We start from the raw sequence: 15,419 nt of genomic DNA on the forward strand, positions 1-15,419 counted from the left end.
CCGCGGCATCGATCAGTGCGAGTAGTTCGGCGGGCCGCTCCGGCAGCGCACCGGTGGCAACGACAGTCGCGATCGAATCGGTGATCGGACCGCTCATCACTGCCACCTCCCCCGAGTGTTTCAGCTGGTCAAACCATGTTTTCTTGACCTACCAGAACTCTACCAACGGGGTATGACAGAACACATTAGGGAATCGATCATATGTGCCAATCTGCTTCAGCCAGTCCCCACCCTCACCGGTCCTCAGCGGCGCCCGACAGCGTCTCCGGCAGGCCCGCCAGCGAGAACAGTTCGGGCTCGAAGAAGGCACCGACGTGCGCCACCCGACCGTCGACGATCGTCAGGACATCGAGTTGGAAACGACGCCAGACGTCGCCGTCGCGCATGAACATCCCGGCCGCCGGCAACCCGTTGCAGGACGTCTTGATCATCCTGATGTCGCCGGCTTCCTTGGCCGGGCACTGGCTGAGGGTGAGCACTCCGATGTTCTCGGCGCCGAGATACCAGCCCGGGAACGGCGGCATCTCCCACACCGCATCGGCGGCGAGCACGTCCACCACGCCGGGGATGTCGTGCCGCTCGAAAGCAGCGCAGAACTCGTCCCACACCTGCCGCTCGTGGTCGGACAGCTCTGCGACGCGCCGGCCCTCGAGCCGGGTGCCCTCGCCGACCGCCCTGCGTGCGCGCGACAACGCGCTGTTGGCCGCCGCGACTGTCATGTCGAGTGCTTCGGCGGTCTCGGCCGCACTGAACGCGAGCACGTCGCGCAGAATCAACGCCGCACGCTGACGCGCCGGAAGCTCCTGCATGGCGGCGACCATCGCCAGCCCCACCGACTCCCGCGCCGTCACCGTCGACGCGGGATCGCCCAGCGCGCCGTCCGGCAGCGGCTGCAGCCACGGGATCTCATGGTTCGGGATCACCGGTTCACGGGGATCGGAGGCCTCGGTGCCCAACCCGCTCGGCAGAGGCCTCCGCGCCCGGCTCTCCAGGGCGTTGAGACAGGTGTTAGTCGCGATCCGATACATCCACGTGCGGACCGACGACCGTCCTTCGAAGCTGTGAAAGGCCTGCCACGCACGCAGATACACGTCCTGCAGCACATCTTCGGCGTCGGTGGCCGATCCCAGCATGTGATAGCAGTGCACGAGAAGCTCGGCGCGCAGGGCGCTGGTGGCCGCTTCGAAGTCACGGTCGTCGGTCATCGCCTCGTCAACTCCTCCGCCGCTCCTGGGCGGCCACTGATGTACCGGTCGTCACTGCGCCTGCTGCTGCGCGGCGTACGCCTCGGGTCCGGTCTCCACCGCGGCCGGATCCATCCACATGATCTCCCAGCCGTGGCCGTCGAGATCGTAGAACGAGCTTCCGTACATGAACCCGTGGTCTTCCACGTCCCCGGCCGTCGCACCGGCTTCCAGGGCCTTGCTCACGATGCCGTCCACCTCCTCACGGCTCTCCGCGCTCAGGCACAGGATCGCGCCGCTGGTGGTCGTGGCGTCGATGATCTGCTTGGTGGGCACGAAACTCTGGTAGAAGTCGCGGCGCAGCAGCATCGCGACGATGGTCTCGCCCAGCACCATCGCGGCGGCGTTCTCATCGGTGAAGCGGTCGTCGAACGTGTATCCCATCTTCCCGAAGAACTCCCGGGACGCGTCCAGGTCGGCGACGGGCAAGTTCACGAAGATCATCTTGTGCATCGGGGTCTCCTTGCAGTCTGCGGCGTCCCTCTCGGAGGCCGTCATAGAGATAGACAGCCCGGCCCGGCAGAACTGATCGGTCGACGCGAGATCTATTTCCGCGAAGAGCTCACAGATCCCGGATCGCGGGGGCGTCCGGGACGGTCAGCACCTCGATCGGATCGCCCGCGGTGATCGTTCCTCGCTCGACGACGCGCAGGTAGGGCCCCACGCGGCGGGCCTGAGCGAATCGTTTCACCCACCCGCGGCCGTCTTCGCCCATCCATCGTGCGAACGTCTGACAGGGGATCCGCGGCGACGTGACCTCGACGATCACCTTCTCGCCGATACGCCATCGCTCACCGATCCGCGCACCGTTCACATCGATTCCGACCGTCCGCAGGTTCTCCCCGAAGAAGCCGGGCGGAATCTCCCGGCCGAGCTCGGCCGCCCAGTAGTCGGCGTCCTCCTGCGCATAGACGTACAGCGCCTTGTCTGGGCCGCCGTGATGCTTGCGATCGGCCTGCACATCGGCGAACGCCCCGTATTCGCCGATCCGGACCGGCCCGCTGACCGGCCGCTTGTCGATGGCCGTGGTCCCCACACTGCCTGGATCGGGATGCAGGGCTGCTACGACGCAGATCGCGGTGACTTCGGCCATGCGGTCAGCCTACGGCGAGGATCTCCCGGGGATCGAAGGTGACGTTCACACGAGTGATGAGACCGGCCTCGACATGCGTCCAGTTCACGACCGCGGTCGGAGGCGCCCCGGCCATGCCGAGATCGAACCAGGTGATGACGTCGGTGTCGTCGGCGAGCCGTTTGCGGATCTCGAGGCTGTCGGTCCCGGCCGCCATGCCGTTCAGCCCCTGCAGGAACTCATCGGGTCCGGATGCCGTGCCGAGAACTCCGACGAACTCGCAGTCGTCCGCCAGATGAGGCCGCAGGTCGGAGAAGTCCTTGCGCCGCCAGCAGTCGACGTAGAGTTCCGCGATCTGGAGCGGAGTGCGTGCGGGGACGGCAGATGATGTATCAGTCATGTCTTCACTGTCCGCCCGCATACGGGTATACGTCCAACAGCTGGTACTTCTGCGAACTAGAATCACTGATTATGGAGCTGCACCAGCTGCGATATCTCGTCGCGGTCGCCGACCACGGCTCGTTCACCGCCGCCGCCGAGGAGTTGCTGGTCAGCCAATCGGGAGTCAGCGCCCAGGTCGCAAAGCTGGAGAAGGAACTCGGGCATCGCCTTCTCGACCGCTCCGGCCGGACCGTCGTCCCGACCGCGGAAGGCGATGAGATCCTGGTCCACGCGCGCGCAGTCGCGCGGGCAGTCCAGGCGGTCCGGACCACCGCTGACGAGCTCACCGGTCTCGTCCGCGGGCACGTTCGGCTGGGCACCGTGATCGGCTGCACCATCCCCGGCTACCTGCGTGGGTTCGCCGACTTCCGGAGTGGCCACCCCGACGTCTCGGTCACCGTCACCGAGGACAACTCCGACCGGCTGATCGCCGATCTGGAACGCGGCCGGCTCGACGTCGCGGTGGTGGCGCACGCCGCACCGCTGCCGGCCGCCCTCGGACCTCGCACCCTGATTCGCGAGCCGTTGGCGGCCGTGGTTCCGAACCGTCATCCGTGGGCCGACTACGACCGTGTCCCGCTGTCGGAACTCGCCGACGTCACCGTGCTCTCGCTCCCCGAGGGCACCGGTGTCCGGGCGGCCCTCGCCGAGACCGCCGCAGCCGAGCAGGTGCCCATCGTTCCGGCCGTGGCAGCGCATTCGCCCGCCGCGGTGCTGGCGCTCGCCGAACTCGGCAGCGGCGTCGGACTGCTCACCGCGTCGATGGCCGCCGGCCATCCGGGGGCGGTCGCGATCCCGGTGGCGCGCTCGCGGCGGACGTCGCTCTCGCTGGCCCGCCGACCGGACCCCTCCGCGGCAGCCCGGGCCATGACTGCAGCGCTCGTCCGCCGGCTCACCCCCGCGCAGTGATCTCCGGCCCGGCGGTCAGCGGATCGTAGTCGCGAACGACCCCGCGGCCAGAACGGTGCAGCCGAACACGACGATCGCCATCGGCGTCGCGCTGGCCTCCCCACCGATACCGACCAGAGGCGAGACGATCGCACCGACTGTGAACTGAAGGGACCCGAGGACCGCGGAGCCGGTGCCCGCGCGCTCCCGGACCTCGCCGAGTGCCAACGCGGTCGCGTTGCCGGCAGTGAAACCGAAACTCGAGGTGAGGCAGAACATCAGTACCAGCAGCAGCCAGTGGACGCCGGGCACGGCCAGTGCGACGACCAGCATCGCGACGCCCACAGCCGAGAGCACGGCCACTCCCGAGGCGAGCAGGGCGTGCGGGCGGAACCGCCCGAGAAGCCGGTTGTTGGTCCAGCCCGCGATACCGATGCCCACCGCGTTCACGGCGAACAGCACCGAGTACATCCCGGGCGAGAATCCCATCACCTCTTGGATCACGAACGGCGAGGCCGAGATGTACGCGAACATCGCACCGAACCCGATGCCGAAGGTCAACGTGTAGCCGAGGTAAGGGCGGTTGCCGAGAACCGCCCCGATGCCGCAGCCGATCGCCCGCGGCTCGATCGGATGCCTGCGCGGCGCGGGCAGCGTCTCGGGGACGAAGGCGACGACGGCCATGAGCATCACCGCCGCCAGGCCGGCGAGGACGAAGAACACACCGCGCCACCCGATCGGCCCCACGAGCGCTCCGCCGAGCAGCGGCGCGACCACCGGCGCCGCACTGGTGATGATCATCATCACGCTGAACAGTTTCGCCGAGCGGTCCCCCGAGGTCCGGTCCGCGATCACCGCACGAGCGACCACGACACCGATCCCGCCGGTGACTCCTTGCAAGAAGCGGCAGGCGATGAGGACGATGATCGACGGTGCGAGTGCGCACCCGAGCCCCGCGACGGCCAGCAGAACGGTACCGACGATCAGCGGCCTGCGGCGTCCGAGTCCGTCCGAGAGCGGTCCCACCAGCAATTGCCCCGCCGCCAGACCGAGCATGAAGGCGGTGAGCGTGAGCTGAACCGACGACGGCGACGCCTGAAGATCGTCCGCCACCCGCGGGAGTCCGGGCAGATACATGTCCGTCGCGAGCGGAGCGATGGCCGACAGCAGGGCGAGGCTGAGCAGCATCGCCAGACCGATGCCGCTGCCGGGAGCGCTCGCACCGTCGAGGCGGGACGTCCGGTCAGACGTATCCGATGACATGAGTCGAAGCTACCGGCCACCGCCGGTGATGCCGGATCCGCCGCCGCGGGCCGGTAACCTGCGGGCGTGGACTTCTCCCTGCTGCGACGTGCCCCCGACGTCGAAGGCCCCGGTCTCGTCGCAGCCGATGCCGCCGACCGGTTGATCCTGGACGAGGCGGCCGATCTGCTCGCGGCCGCACCGGACGGCACGGTGGCGGTGATCGACGACGCCTACGGCGCCCTCGCACTCGGCGCGGTCGACACGGGGGCGACCGACGTCCGCAGTCATCAGGACCTGATCACCGGCGAACGCGCTCTGCAGCGCAACGCCGAGGCGATGGGTGCGGGTGCGGACATCCGCCGTCTGCCCTCTGTCGCCGACGCCGTCGCCGGCGCCCGGGTGGTGCTGGCACGACTGCCCCGCGGCCTCGACCGGCTCGCCGAGGTGGCTGCGCTGATCGCCGCCCACGCCGACGCGGACGTGACCGTGGTGGCCGGCGGCCGGATCAAGCACATGTCGGTCGCGATGAACGACGTGCTCGGCGAGTTCTTCGATCGCGTCGACGTCAGCCACGCCCGGCAGAAGTCGCGAGTTCTGTTCGCCCGCCGACCGCGCGCCCGGCTCGCCGACGAACGAGCCCGTTCGTGGCCGCAGACCCGGCGGGACGGCGACCTCGGTCTCACCGTCGCGGCCCACGGCGGCGTGTTCGCCGGAGCCCGCGTGGACGTCGGCACTCGATTCCTGCTCTCGGTACTCGACGGCGCACGACCCGATGCGGCCACCGCGGTCGACCTCGCCTGCGGCAACGGCGTGGTCGGCGCCGCGCTCGCGCGGTCGCGGCCCGGTCTCACCGTTCTCGCGACCGATCGGTCGGCCGCCGCGGTGGCGAGCGCACGAGCGACGGCCGAAGCGAACGGTCTCGCCGACCGCGTCCTCGCGGTTCAGGCCGACGGTCTGGAGACGACCCCGGACGGGACCGAGGAATTCGTGGTGCTGAATCCGCCGTTCCACAGCGACGCCGCTCTCTCGACGGGTATCGCCCACTACCTCTTCGCGGAGGCCGCCCGCGCCCTGCGGTCCGGTGGCGAGCTGTGGTGCGTGTGGAACTCGCACCTGCGCTACCGCCGGTCACTCGAGCAGATCGTCGGCCCCACCAGGCAGATCGCGCGGAATCCGAAGTTCACCGTCACCGCGTCGGTAGCGCGCTGACCCGCCCGATTCAGCGCGGAAGGATTCCGTCGAGCACGATCGACAGGTACTGGTCGGCGATCTGCTCGACGGTCTTGGCACCCCCCGGCCGGTACCAGCGCACCGCCACCCAGACCGTGTCGCGGATGAACCGATAGACGAGTTCGACGTCGAGGTCTTCGCGGAAGTCACCTTCCTCGACGCCACGCCGCAGGACCGCCGCCCACAGGGCACGGAACTCCACGTTCCGTTCGGCGATGTAGTCGAACCGCTCCTGCCCGATCAGTTGCCGGGATTCGTTCTGGTAGATCGCCACGGCGGTGTGCTGGGAGTCGATGGCCTCGAAGGACACGATCACGAGCCGACGGATAGTATCTGTCGCGGACAGCCCGGCTTCGGTGATCTCCCGATAGCGTGCGAACAACGCGTCGAGGAAGCTCCGGAGCAACTCGTCGACGATCGACTCCTTGGAGTCGAAATGGTGGTACAAGCTGCCGGACAGGATGCCTGCGGCGTCGGCGATGTCACGGACCGTCGTCGAGCGGAGCCCGCGTTCAGCGAAGAGCTGACCGGCGATCCCGAGCAGTTCATCGCGGCGGGTGGGTCCGGTCGCGGTTGTCTTCGACGCCAACGTGCCTCCTCGTACGACTTCTCCCACCCTAGCAAGTGCTTGCTTGGCTGGGGAACGTCGCCGGGATACGGCCGCGCGCGAACACGCTGCGCGCGCGGCCGCCGGCTCAGCGCTTCTTGTTCGACTTCTTGATCGCGCGACGGTTGAGGAACCGCCACACCTTCATCTGCATCGCGGTCATCCGCGCGTCCCGCTTGGTGAACGGCGGCGTCATGACCTCGGCGAAGGAGATCGGCAGCGACGACACGGTGACGGCGCGGGCATGACTGAACGTGTTGAACCCGAACTCACCGTGGTAGTTGCCCATGCCCGACCGTCCGACGCCGCCGAACGGCAGCCCCTGGGAGAGCATGTGCAGTCCGAAGTCGTTGCCGGAGATGGAACCGCTGCGGGTGTTGTCGGCGACCGTCCGCAGATTCGCGTTGTCGTCCCCGGCCCAGTAGAGGGTCAGCGGGTGACCCGCCGAGTTGATCTTGTCGATCGCCTCCGACAGTTCGCGGTACGGGTAGACGGTCAAGACCGGGCCGAAGACCTCGTCGTCCTCGATCTTCATTCCGGGCTTCACTCCGGTCAGCAGAGTCGGCGGAATCTTGCGCTCCTGTGCGTTCGGCAGTTCCTCGCCGACGGGCAGCACCTGCCGCTTGGTGGCGCCGAGGCTGACCGCGTCGTCGATGAGGCCGACGATCCGCTGGTAGTTCTTCTCGTTGATGGTGGAGGTGTAGTCGCCGTTCCCGACGATCGTCGGGAAGTTCGCCGTCCACCGCGCGATCACCTTGTCGGTGAACTCGCCCACCTTGTCCTCGGGTACGAAGACGTAATCGGGACACAGGCACACCTGGCCGCCGTTGATCATGCGGGCGTCGGCCAGGAAGTGCGCCGCCTTGGTGATGTCGGTGCCGCGGTCGACGATCGCCGGATTCTTGCCGCCGAGCTCAAGAGTGACCGGAACGAGGTTCTTCGCGGCCTCCTGCGCCACCGACGAACCGACCTCCGGCGAACCGGTGAAGAACATGTGGTCGACCTTCAGCTTCGCGAAGTCCGAACCGCCGCCGTGCTTGCTGGTGATGACCGCGAGCTCCTCGATCGAGAAGTAGTCGGGGGCCACCCGGGCGATGACGTCGGTGGTCTTCGCGGTGATCGACGACGGCCTCATGAGGACGCGGTTGCCCGCGGCGAACGCGGACGCGGCGGGCACGATCGTCAGCTGCAGCGGGAAGTTCCACGGCCCCATGATCGCGACGACACCCAGCGGGTCGCGGCGCAGCCGCTGGGTGAATCCGACCATCCCGGCCACCCTCGCCACGTTGGTCTCGCGCATCCACTTCTCGGCACTGCGGCGCTGGTGCGCGAGGTCGATCATGCAGCCGGCCACGTCGGCCGCGATCGAGAGATCTGCGGGCCGGGACCCGAAGTCCTCGGTCAGGGCCGCGGTGATCTCGTCGGCGTGGTCGAGCAGCAATTGGCCCAGGCGATTGATCCGGTCGATGCGCGTCTTCGCATCCGGAATGCCGTCGCGCAGGAATGCGGCCTTCTGGATGTCGACCAGTTCTTCCATGGTGTGCGCCTCGGACGACACCTTGTCTCCCGCACGCACTGCCACATCTGCCGGCTTGGTCATTCCACTCTCCACTCGTGAGTCACTGACGTTCTGTGAGACAAATTCTCGTAGTCATCCCAAGTGTAGCCACCGGGTGGCGCGAATCACAGGGCGGGCGGTACGGCGCCGGTCAGCGGTACATCCTGGCGAACTCGCCGTCCGCGGCGAGGAGTTCATCGACTGTCCCGGCCTCTGCGACACGGCCGTCCACGAGCACAGCGACGACGTCGGCGATCGCGAGAGTCGACATGCGGTGGGTCACCACGATGGTCGTGGTGTGTTCACGCAGCGCTGAGACGCCCTCCTGGATCAGGACCTCCGACCGCGGGTCGGCCGAACTCGTCGCCTCGTCGAGGATCAGAATGCGCGGGCGTGCGGCGAGCGCCCGGGCCACCGTCACGAACTGCTTCTCCCCGGAGCTGAGACTCTCGTGGTCTCCCGACACCTCGGTGTCCAGGCCGTTCGGCAGAGCACCGACGAGCCGTTCCATCACCGACGACGTCGGCGTGCCTCCGTCGGCGGAACCGAACGCGATGTTCTCGCGGACCGTCCCGGTGAAGAGCCAGGGCTCCTGTGCCACGACAGCCATCTGCGACCTCACCTGAGACCTGCTCATCGTGGTGATGTCGACGCCGTCGATCGTGATCTCCCCGCCGGAGGGCTCGTAGAAGCGCTGCAGCAACGACGTCAGTGTGGTCTTCCCCGACCCGGTGGCACCGACCAGCGCCAGCGTCCGTCCCGGCGGGAGTTCGAGGTCCACCCCGCGCAGAACCGGGCCGCCGGGTTCGTATTCGAACGACACGTTCCGGAAGCGGATGTGCGGCGGCGGTGCGTCGTCGGTGACCGGCGACGGTGCGACGTCGTCGACGGCCGGACCGACCTCATCGGCAGCGCCGAGGAACTCGCGGACTCGAGTGAACGATACGATCCCGGACTGGATCCGCGGAAGGTTCGACGCCAGTTCGGAGACCTGATTCGACAATTGCTGGGTGTACATCACGATCGCTTGCAGCGCACCGAGGGTGAGCGCACCGTCGAGCATCTTCAGTGCGCCGAGTACCGCGATGGTGACGAAGACGAGGGCATTGCAGAGCGACATCGCAGGAGACAACGTGCCGCTCCACGTCTGCCCCGACCGAGTGGCGTGTGCGAGTCGGCCGTTCAGTCGGTCGAACTCGCGCACTGGTCGCTCGTACGCGTCGTACACCGTGAGCATCTCCCGCGCGCTGTAGACGTCCTCGATGTGCGAGGTGAGCGACGATGTGGTGGCCCACTGCGTCTGCATGTGCGGACGGGCGCGCCGGATCACGAACACCGACAGTGCGACCATCACCGGAATCACCGCGAGAGCCACGCCCAGGAAGAACAGCGACACCAGTCCGAGCGCCACGATCACCGCGAGGCACGTCAGCACGATCACCGGTACTGCGACGAACGCAGGACCGATCATCGTCGCCAGATTGTCGACGTCGACCGTGGTGGTGTTGACGACGTGACCCCGACGCCCGCCGTCGACCGCGCTGAGCGGCAGCCGATGGATCTTCTGCTCCAATTCCGTACGCAGACCCCGGACCGTGTCCTGAACGAACGAGTTGAGGAGCAGTCCGCCGGCCGAACGAGCGACGAGGATGACGATGATCAGGACGATCGACCAGCCCACCCAGTGATCGATGACGTCCCAGTCCATCCGGTGGCCGGGGACGGCTCCGCTGCGCTCGATCAGATTCGCCGTCGCCGTGTCGCCCTCGGCACGGTACTCGGCGACGACCTGCTCGGTAGTGCGGTCGGCAGGCAGTGCGGCTCCGAGAGCGCCGGCGAAGACCGCATTGGTGAGCTTGGCCAGCGCCGCGGGCAGCAGCACGCCGCACAGCGTCCCGATCACGGAGCACAGCAGCGCTGGAAGTAGCTGCCTGCGGCCCCGCCCGCAGACGCGACCGAGTTCCCGCATGAGCATCCCGTAGACGCGGATCGGCCCGGTCATCGTGCCGCCTCCGGCACCCGAGCGTCGGCGTCCGGTACTCGACGCCCCTGGGCCGCGGCGAGTTCGCGATACACCTCGCAGCTGTCGAGGAGTTCTCCGTGAGTGCCGACGCCCACCGTGCGGCCCCGGTCGAGCACCACGATCCGGTCGGCGTCTGCGACCGTCGCGACCTGCTGCGCCGCGATCAGCAGCGTCGTGTCAGGCAGGGCCTCACGCAGGCCACGCAGCACCGCGGCCGCCGTCGGCCGGTCCATCGCGGACAGCGCGTCGTCGAGCAACAGGACACGGGGTGCTCGGACGATCGCGCGGGCGAGAGCCAACCGCTGCCGCTGTCCGCCGGAGAAGTTACGTCCGCCCTGCGCGACAGCGGTGTCGAGTCCGTCGCGGTCGCGTAGCGCGCCCCCGATCCGAGCCGCGTCAAGGGCCCGCCACAATCGGTCATCGGCCGCGTCGCCGTCGGCGAGACGCAGGTTCGACCGCACAGTTCCGGCGACGAGCTGATGATCGCCGCGGATCAGCACCACGTCTCGCCGCAGTGCGGCCAGGGGCAGATCGGTCACCCGGACACCGCCGAGATCGACGTGTCCCAACGTGGCGTCGACGAGCCGCACCACGATCGCCATCAGGGTCGACTTGCCGCTGGAGGTGCCGCCCACCACGCCGGTGATACCGCCCGCCGGACAGTCGACGGTGATCTCGGCCAACGACGACTGGTGCGCCCCGGCGTATCGGACCCCGACCCCGGCGAAGTCGACGGGCACCGCTTCACCGAAGGCCGGCGACTGGGCCGTGCCTCCGGCGTCCGCCTCCGCGGAATCGAGGACTTCGCGGATGCGCCCGCCGCTGGCCTGGGCTCGCGGCCACAGCATGATCACGGGCAGAAACAAGACCAGCCCCGAGACCACCTGCGACAGGTAGCCGGTGAACGCGGTGAGATCACCGATCGTCATCTTCCCGGCACCGATCAGGTCCGCCGACCACATCGTGGTCATGGCGACCGCGATGTTGGTGATCGCGAGCGCCACCGGGAACAGCAGCGCCTGCGCTGCTCCCACCCGGCGCGCCAACCCGGTGAGGTCGTCGTTCGCCTCCCGGAATCGGACGCCGACAGTCCGTTCCCTCCGGAACAGTCGAATCACCCGGACGCCGACGAGCTGTTCGCGGAGCGTGAGATTGACCCGGTCGATCGCGCGCTGCAGTCGCGCCGCCAGCGGTGCGACCACCAGGACGAAGCCTCCGATGACCAGGGCCAGGAAGACCGCGGTGAGCGCGACGACGGGCATCAGCCGCCACGACTGGCGGAACGATCCGACCACCGCGCCCACCGTGATCAGCGGGGCGGTGACCGCCGTCGCCGCGAACGCGAACACCGCCTGCCCCACCGCGTTGGCATCCACCGTGGACCGAGTCAGCAGCGAGTGGGTTCCGAATCCGCGGTACTCCTCGGCGTCCATGCGCGCCGACTTCCGGAACATCCGCGACCGCAGTTCGGCCGAGGCGTCCGCCGCCAGCCGCGAACTCAGCGCCACCGCCACCACCGAGGAGAGGGCTCCGCAGGCCACGATCGCGACCATCAGCAGACCGGTTCGCTCGATGTAGCCGACGTTTCCGGCGATGACGCCCGAATCGACGATCCGTGCGTTGAGCGCCGGCTGGCTGAGCACGGCGATCATCGAGACCAACTGCATGGCGATGATCCCCGCGCACAGCCGTTTATGGTCGGAGATCGCCGACCGGACGAGCGCGACGGCGGCGTGCCCGGAGGTCACGCGCCGATGGCGCGGCCGAGCTGTGGCCAGGACTTGTGGAGCTGGTCCTGCCAGTACGGCCAGGAGTGGGTTCCGCCCAGCGGACGGTCGACGGTGGCCGGGATGTGCAGTTGCTGCAACCGGGCCGCCAGCTCCTCGGTGCAGAACTTGGTCGCGGCCTCGATCCCACCGCCCACCAGCAACCGATCACCGAGCACCTGCGGATCTGGAACCTCAGTGAGGTTGTCGTGGGAGCCGGGCAGGCCGGTCGCCGTGCTCAAGTACAGCGACAGTCCGCGCAGACCGGCCGCGTGGATCAGCGGATCGTTCTTCTTCCACAGGGGACCGTTGTACGGTCCCCACATGTTGCGGGCATCGGCTTCACCGCGCACCTCGGTGACGATCCGGATGAACAGCTGGCCGTGCTGCGAGGAGGTGCTGGCACAGCCGCTGTACGAGCCGACCGCCTTGTACAGCCCCTTGTTCTGGATGGCGAGGTTCAGCACCGAGGTGGCGGACGACGAGATGCCGGCGATCGCGTTCTTTCCCGTGGTCCGGTACCGGCCATCGATGGCGCCGGGCAGTTCCTTCGCCAGAAAGGTCGACCACTTGTTGACGCCGAGTTTCTCGTCGGGCTTGATCCAGTCCGTGTAGTAGGAGAAGGCGCCCTGCATCGGAATGACCACGTAGACGTGCTTGTTCTGGAAGAACTTGACCACGTCGGTGTTCCGCTGCCAGGTGGCGGTGTCCTCGCCGCCCCCTGCTCCGTTGAGCAGATACAGCACCGGTGCGGGCCGCGAGGTGTCCTTCGGAGAGAGCACGGTCAGGGGGATGTCGCGGCCCATCGCCGCCGAGTGAACGCTGATGTTCGACTCCCGCGGACTCGTGACCGCAGACGAGGCACCGGGCGCGGCGTGGGCTACGCCTCCGCTCACAATCGAGCCCGCAAGTGCGACTGCGGCTGCCAGCGCGACCGACATCCGTCGGCGTTCGGTCAACTTCACTGTTTCTCTCCTCCTCGCGACGTGTCGCGTGACTTCCTTCTCACGGCCCCGCGCGGCAGCGACGCCGCGCAGACCTGTCGATCTCATCGGTCCGCCGCGCGCCGGAAGCCTGTCGGTCCCGGTTCGCAGATCAGGCCGTACAGCGTGGTCCCGCCGGGATGCGCGCCGCTCGGTCCGGCGGGAGGGAACTCCGCTGTGGCGAACTGCCTCAGCCGCCATCCCCGGAAGAACGCATCCCGCAGTCGTTCGACACCGGTCCAGACGTAGAACGAGCAACCGTGCAGTGAGCAGTACTCCTCGACGGGCCGCACCAGAGCAGGCAACAGGTCCGCTCCGCGGGAATCCGGTGTCAGTGCGGCGATCGGAATGCTCACCGAGCCCTCCTCGGGCGCGGGTATGAGGTCCATACGCGACAGCTCGACGAGGCGGCGCGCCACGGCGGGATGAGCGGCCAGCCGCTCGGCGTCGGCGCGCAGTTCGACCGGATCCGCCGGATCCCTGCCGTCCGCGGGGTACCAGCCGAGGACTCCGCGGAGTCGTCCGGCGCACTCGTCATCGCGCTCGTCACCGCGGACGCCGACCGCGCATCCCGACCGGACCATCGGCCGGAGCAGGACCGTCGCCAGCAACCTCCGGACTGTCGGGTCGTCGACCGTATCGCCGAGCACCCAGTTGAAGATCGGCACCTCACCGAGCGCGTCCCCGACCAGTGCAGCGGCCTCCGGCAGTGCGTCCGGGGTCAGTACTGTCGCCGCCGGCCGCGCGACTGCGCACGCGGCCGGGCCGTGACTCCGCGTGGGAGTCACGGCCCGGCTGTCCGTGGACATCATGGCGTTACCGCGACTGAGGCCTCAGGCCTTGCCGTTGTCGTTGCTGATGCCGTAGCTGCCACCCTCGTTGGTGGAGCCGGCGTCGGCCAGCACCGCGTTGATGGTCTTCGCGAGGTCGAGCAGCGGGTCGATGTTGCCCATCGTGGTTTCCTTTCAAATGGAGACTTCGTACGTGATGCACGCGATACACGGCGCAGTGGTGCGCTGTGACTCACTTCTAAAGCATCTGTTCGGACGATACTCACGAGTAGGGCTCGGCCGGTAAATCGGACGTGATTAAGACACGATGAATTGTCACAAATCTTGGCTAACACCGGCGTTTCGCCGCCGTGCGCTCGAGACACGCCCGAGAGCGCGGAACATCAAATCCGTGCGCCGTCTCAGCTCAGCCGAGGCGCTCGATGACGGTGACATTGGCGGTACCGCCGCCCTCGCACATGGTCTGCAGTCCGAATCGGCCGCCGGTGCGCTCCAACTCGTTCAGCATGGTGGCGAACAGTTTGGCTCCGGTCGCGCCGAGCGGATGCCCCAGCGCGATCCCGCCGCCGTTCGGATTCACCCGAGCCGGATCGGCTCCGGTCTCCTTGAGCCACGAGAGCACGACGGGCGCGAAGGCCTCGTTGATCTCGACGACGTCGATGTCGTCGATGCTCATTCCGGTCTTCTTCAGCGCGTACTCGGTGGCCGGAATCGGCGCCGAGAGCATCATCACCGGATCGTCGCCGCGCACCGACATGTGGTGGATGCGCGCGCGGGCCGTGAGACCGTACTGCTTCAACGCCTGCTCGGACACCACGAGAGTGGCCGACGCTCCGTCGCAGATCTGCGACGCGACGGCCGCGGTGAGCTGCGACCCCTCGGCCAGGACGTCGAGCGAGGCCATCTTCTCCAGGGAGGTCTCGCGCGGGCACTCGTCGACCACGCAGTCGCCCAGCGGCACGTACTCGTTGTCGAAGCGACCCTCGGCGATGGCCGTCTTGGCGCGCTGATGGCTCGCGAGCGCGAACTCCTCCATCTCCCGCCTGCTGATGTCCCACTTCTTGGCGATCATGTCGGCTCCGACGAACTGACTGATCTCCTGATCGCCGAAGCGCTGCGTCCAGCCCTTCGACTCGGCCGTGGGAGTGGTGAAGCCGAACGGCTGGCCGGCGATCATCGCCTGGCTGATCGGGATCGCGCTCATGTTCTGCACACCGCCGGCGATGACGACGTCCTGCGTCCCGCTCATCACGCCCTGTGCGGCGAAGTGGATGGCCTGCTGGCTCGAGCCGCACTGACGGTCGACGGTGGTGCCGGGGACTCCCAGCGGCAGTCCGGCCGCGAGCCATGCGGTACGTGCGATGTTGCCGGCCTGCGGACCGATGGTGTCGACACAGCCGAAGACCACGTCATCGACCACCTCGGGGTCGATGCCGGTGCGGTCGACGATCGCCTTGATGACATGTGCGCCCATGTCGGCGGGGTGGACGGCGGCGAGTGAGCCGTTGCGCTTGCCGACGGGAGTGCGGACCGCGTCGACGATGTAAGCGGAAGTGGTCATGGGAGAGCTC

Annotated in this window: 14 protein-coding genes; 2 read left to right on the plus strand and 12 right to left on the minus strand. The window is 68.0% G+C overall.

Annotated features, from left to right (window positions below; genetic code table 11):
* Nucleotides 1-233: 233 nt before the first annotated feature.
* The 4 genes from ABFX36_RS11175 to ABFX36_RS11190 all read right to left on the minus strand — a co-directional run bounded on the left by ABFX36_RS11175 (nucleotide 234) and on the right by ABFX36_RS11190 (nucleotide 2,716).
* Nucleotides 234-1,205: a sigma-70 family RNA polymerase sigma factor gene (locus ABFX36_RS11175; RefSeq protein ID WP_062366042.1), complete on the minus strand. Its 972-nt coding sequence runs from the start codon at nucleotides 1,203-1,205 to the stop codon at nucleotides 234-236.
* A 51-nt stretch (nucleotides 1,206-1,256) separates the two neighbouring features.
* Nucleotides 1,257-1,697: a VOC family protein gene (locus tag ABFX36_RS11180; RefSeq protein WP_006896212.1), complete on the minus strand. Its 441-nt coding sequence runs from the start codon at nucleotides 1,695-1,697 to the stop codon at nucleotides 1,257-1,259.
* A gap of 109 nt (nucleotides 1,698-1,806) precedes the next feature.
* The gene (locus ABFX36_RS11185) at nucleotides 1,807-2,337 is read right to left on the minus strand and encodes an MOSC domain-containing protein (protein ID WP_006896211.1); all 531 of its coding nucleotides are present in this window, start codon (nucleotides 2,335-2,337) and stop codon (nucleotides 1,807-1,809) included.
* 4 nt (nucleotides 2,338-2,341) lie between these two features.
* Entirely contained in the window at nucleotides 2,342-2,716 is a 375-nt protein-coding gene (locus tag ABFX36_RS11190) for a nuclear transport factor 2 family protein (protein WP_278125010.1), read from the minus strand.
* A 71-nt stretch (nucleotides 2,717-2,787) separates the two neighbouring features.
* On the opposite strand from ABFX36_RS11190, the gene ABFX36_RS11195 reads away from it, so the two are divergent.
* Nucleotides 2,788-3,666 carry a LysR family transcriptional regulator gene (locus ABFX36_RS11195; protein WP_346076341.1) on the plus strand — a complete coding sequence of 293 codons (879 nt, stop codon included), beginning with the start codon at nucleotides 2,788-2,790 and terminating at the stop codon, nucleotides 3,664-3,666.
* Between the two features lie 15 nt (nucleotides 3,667-3,681).
* Here ABFX36_RS11195 and ABFX36_RS11200 read toward each other — a convergent pair whose 3' ends face one another.
* The gene (locus ABFX36_RS11200; RefSeq protein ID WP_346076343.1) at nucleotides 3,682-4,908 is read right to left on the minus strand and encodes a multidrug effflux MFS transporter; all 1,227 of its coding nucleotides are present in this window, start codon (nucleotides 4,906-4,908) and stop codon (nucleotides 3,682-3,684) included.
* Between the two features lie 66 nt (nucleotides 4,909-4,974).
* Here ABFX36_RS11200 and ABFX36_RS11205 point away from each other — a divergent pair, with 66 nt between their 5' ends.
* Entirely contained in the window at nucleotides 4,975-6,099 is a 1,125-nt protein-coding gene (locus ABFX36_RS11205; RefSeq protein WP_346076345.1) for a class I SAM-dependent methyltransferase, read from the plus strand.
* A gap of 10 nt (nucleotides 6,100-6,109) precedes the next feature.
* Here ABFX36_RS11205 and ABFX36_RS11210 read toward each other — a convergent pair whose 3' ends face one another.
* From ABFX36_RS11210 to ABFX36_RS11240, 7 genes are all read right to left on the minus strand, one after another.
* Nucleotides 6,110-6,709, minus strand: a complete 600-nt coding sequence (locus ABFX36_RS11210) for a TetR/AcrR family transcriptional regulator (protein ID WP_346076347.1) — start codon at nucleotides 6,707-6,709, stop codon at nucleotides 6,110-6,112.
* Nucleotides 6,710-6,815: 106 nt separating this feature from the next.
* On the minus strand, nucleotides 6,816-8,327 hold the full coding sequence (locus ABFX36_RS11215; protein WP_346076349.1) for an aldehyde dehydrogenase family protein: 1,512 nt from the start codon (nucleotides 8,325-8,327) through the stop codon (nucleotides 6,816-6,818).
* Nucleotides 8,328-8,436: 109 nt separating this feature from the next.
* Nucleotides 8,437-10,287, minus strand: coding sequence for an ABC transporter ATP-binding protein (locus ABFX36_RS11220; RefSeq protein WP_346076350.1), 1,851 nt, complete (start codon nucleotides 10,285-10,287; stop codon nucleotides 8,437-8,439).
* Entirely contained in the window at nucleotides 10,284-12,056 is a 1,773-nt protein-coding gene (locus ABFX36_RS11225; RefSeq protein ID WP_278125019.1) for an ABC transporter ATP-binding protein, read from the minus strand. The genes ABFX36_RS11220 and ABFX36_RS11225 overlap by 4 nt, the downstream gene beginning before the upstream one ends.
* Complete coding sequence (locus ABFX36_RS11230) at nucleotides 12,053-13,033, minus strand: alpha/beta hydrolase (protein WP_278127456.1); 981 nt, start codon at nucleotides 13,031-13,033, stop codon at nucleotides 12,053-12,055. The genes ABFX36_RS11225 and ABFX36_RS11230 overlap by 4 nt, the downstream gene beginning before the upstream one ends.
* An 89-nt stretch (nucleotides 13,034-13,122) precedes the next feature.
* The gene (locus ABFX36_RS11235; protein ID WP_346076352.1) at nucleotides 13,123-13,869 is read right to left on the minus strand and encodes a hypothetical protein; all 747 of its coding nucleotides are present in this window, start codon (nucleotides 13,867-13,869) and stop codon (nucleotides 13,123-13,125) included.
* Nucleotides 13,870-14,254: 385 nt separating this feature from the next.
* Complete coding sequence (locus tag ABFX36_RS11240) at nucleotides 14,255-15,409, minus strand: acetyl-CoA C-acetyltransferase (protein ID WP_346076354.1); 1,155 nt, start codon at nucleotides 15,407-15,409, stop codon at nucleotides 14,255-14,257.
* Nucleotides 15,410-15,419 lie beyond the last annotated feature (10 nt).

It is taken from the genome of Gordonia cholesterolivorans (assembly GCF_039531975.1).
Classification (GTDB): domain Bacteria; phylum Actinomycetota; class Actinomycetes; order Mycobacteriales; family Mycobacteriaceae; genus Gordonia; species Gordonia sihwensis.

What these genes read in the sequence shown, in the direction of transcription:
- ABFX36_RS11175 (WP_062366042.1), bottom strand. Translation starts at nt 1,205, where the DNA reads ATGACCGACGACCGTGACTTCGAAGCGGCCACCAGCGCCCTGCGCGCC.
- ABFX36_RS11180 (WP_006896212.1), bottom strand. Translation starts at nt 1,697, where the DNA reads ATGCACAAGATGATCTTCGTGAACTTGCCCGTCGCCGACCTGGACGCG.
- ABFX36_RS11185 (WP_006896211.1), bottom strand. Translation starts at nt 2,337, where the DNA reads ATGGCCGAAGTCACCGCGATCTGCGTCGTAGCAGCCCTGCATCCCGAT.
- ABFX36_RS11190 (WP_278125010.1), bottom strand. Translation starts at nt 2,716, where the DNA reads ATGACTGATACATCATCTGCCGTCCCCGCACGCACTCCGCTCCAGATC.
- ABFX36_RS11195 (WP_346076341.1), top strand. Translation starts at nt 2,788, where the DNA reads ATGGAGCTGCACCAGCTGCGATATCTCGTCGCGGTCGCCGACCACGGC.
- ABFX36_RS11200 (WP_346076343.1), bottom strand. Translation starts at nt 4,908, where the DNA reads ATGTCATCGGATACGTCTGACCGGACGTCCCGCCTCGACGGTGCGAGC.
- ABFX36_RS11215 (WP_346076349.1), bottom strand. Translation starts at nt 8,327, where the DNA reads ATGACCAAGCCGGCAGATGTGGCAGTGCGTGCGGGAGACAAGGTGTCG.
- ABFX36_RS11220 (WP_346076350.1), bottom strand. Translation starts at nt 10,287, where the DNA reads ATGACCGGGCCGATCCGCGTCTACGGGATGCTCATGCGGGAACTCGGT.
- ABFX36_RS11235 (WP_346076352.1), bottom strand. Translation starts at nt 13,869, where the DNA reads ATGATGTCCACGGACAGCCGGGCCGTGACTCCCACGCGGAGTCACGGC.
- ABFX36_RS11240 (WP_346076354.1), bottom strand. Translation starts at nt 15,409, where the DNA reads ATGACCACTTCCGCTTACATCGTCGACGCGGTCCGCACTCCCGTCGGC.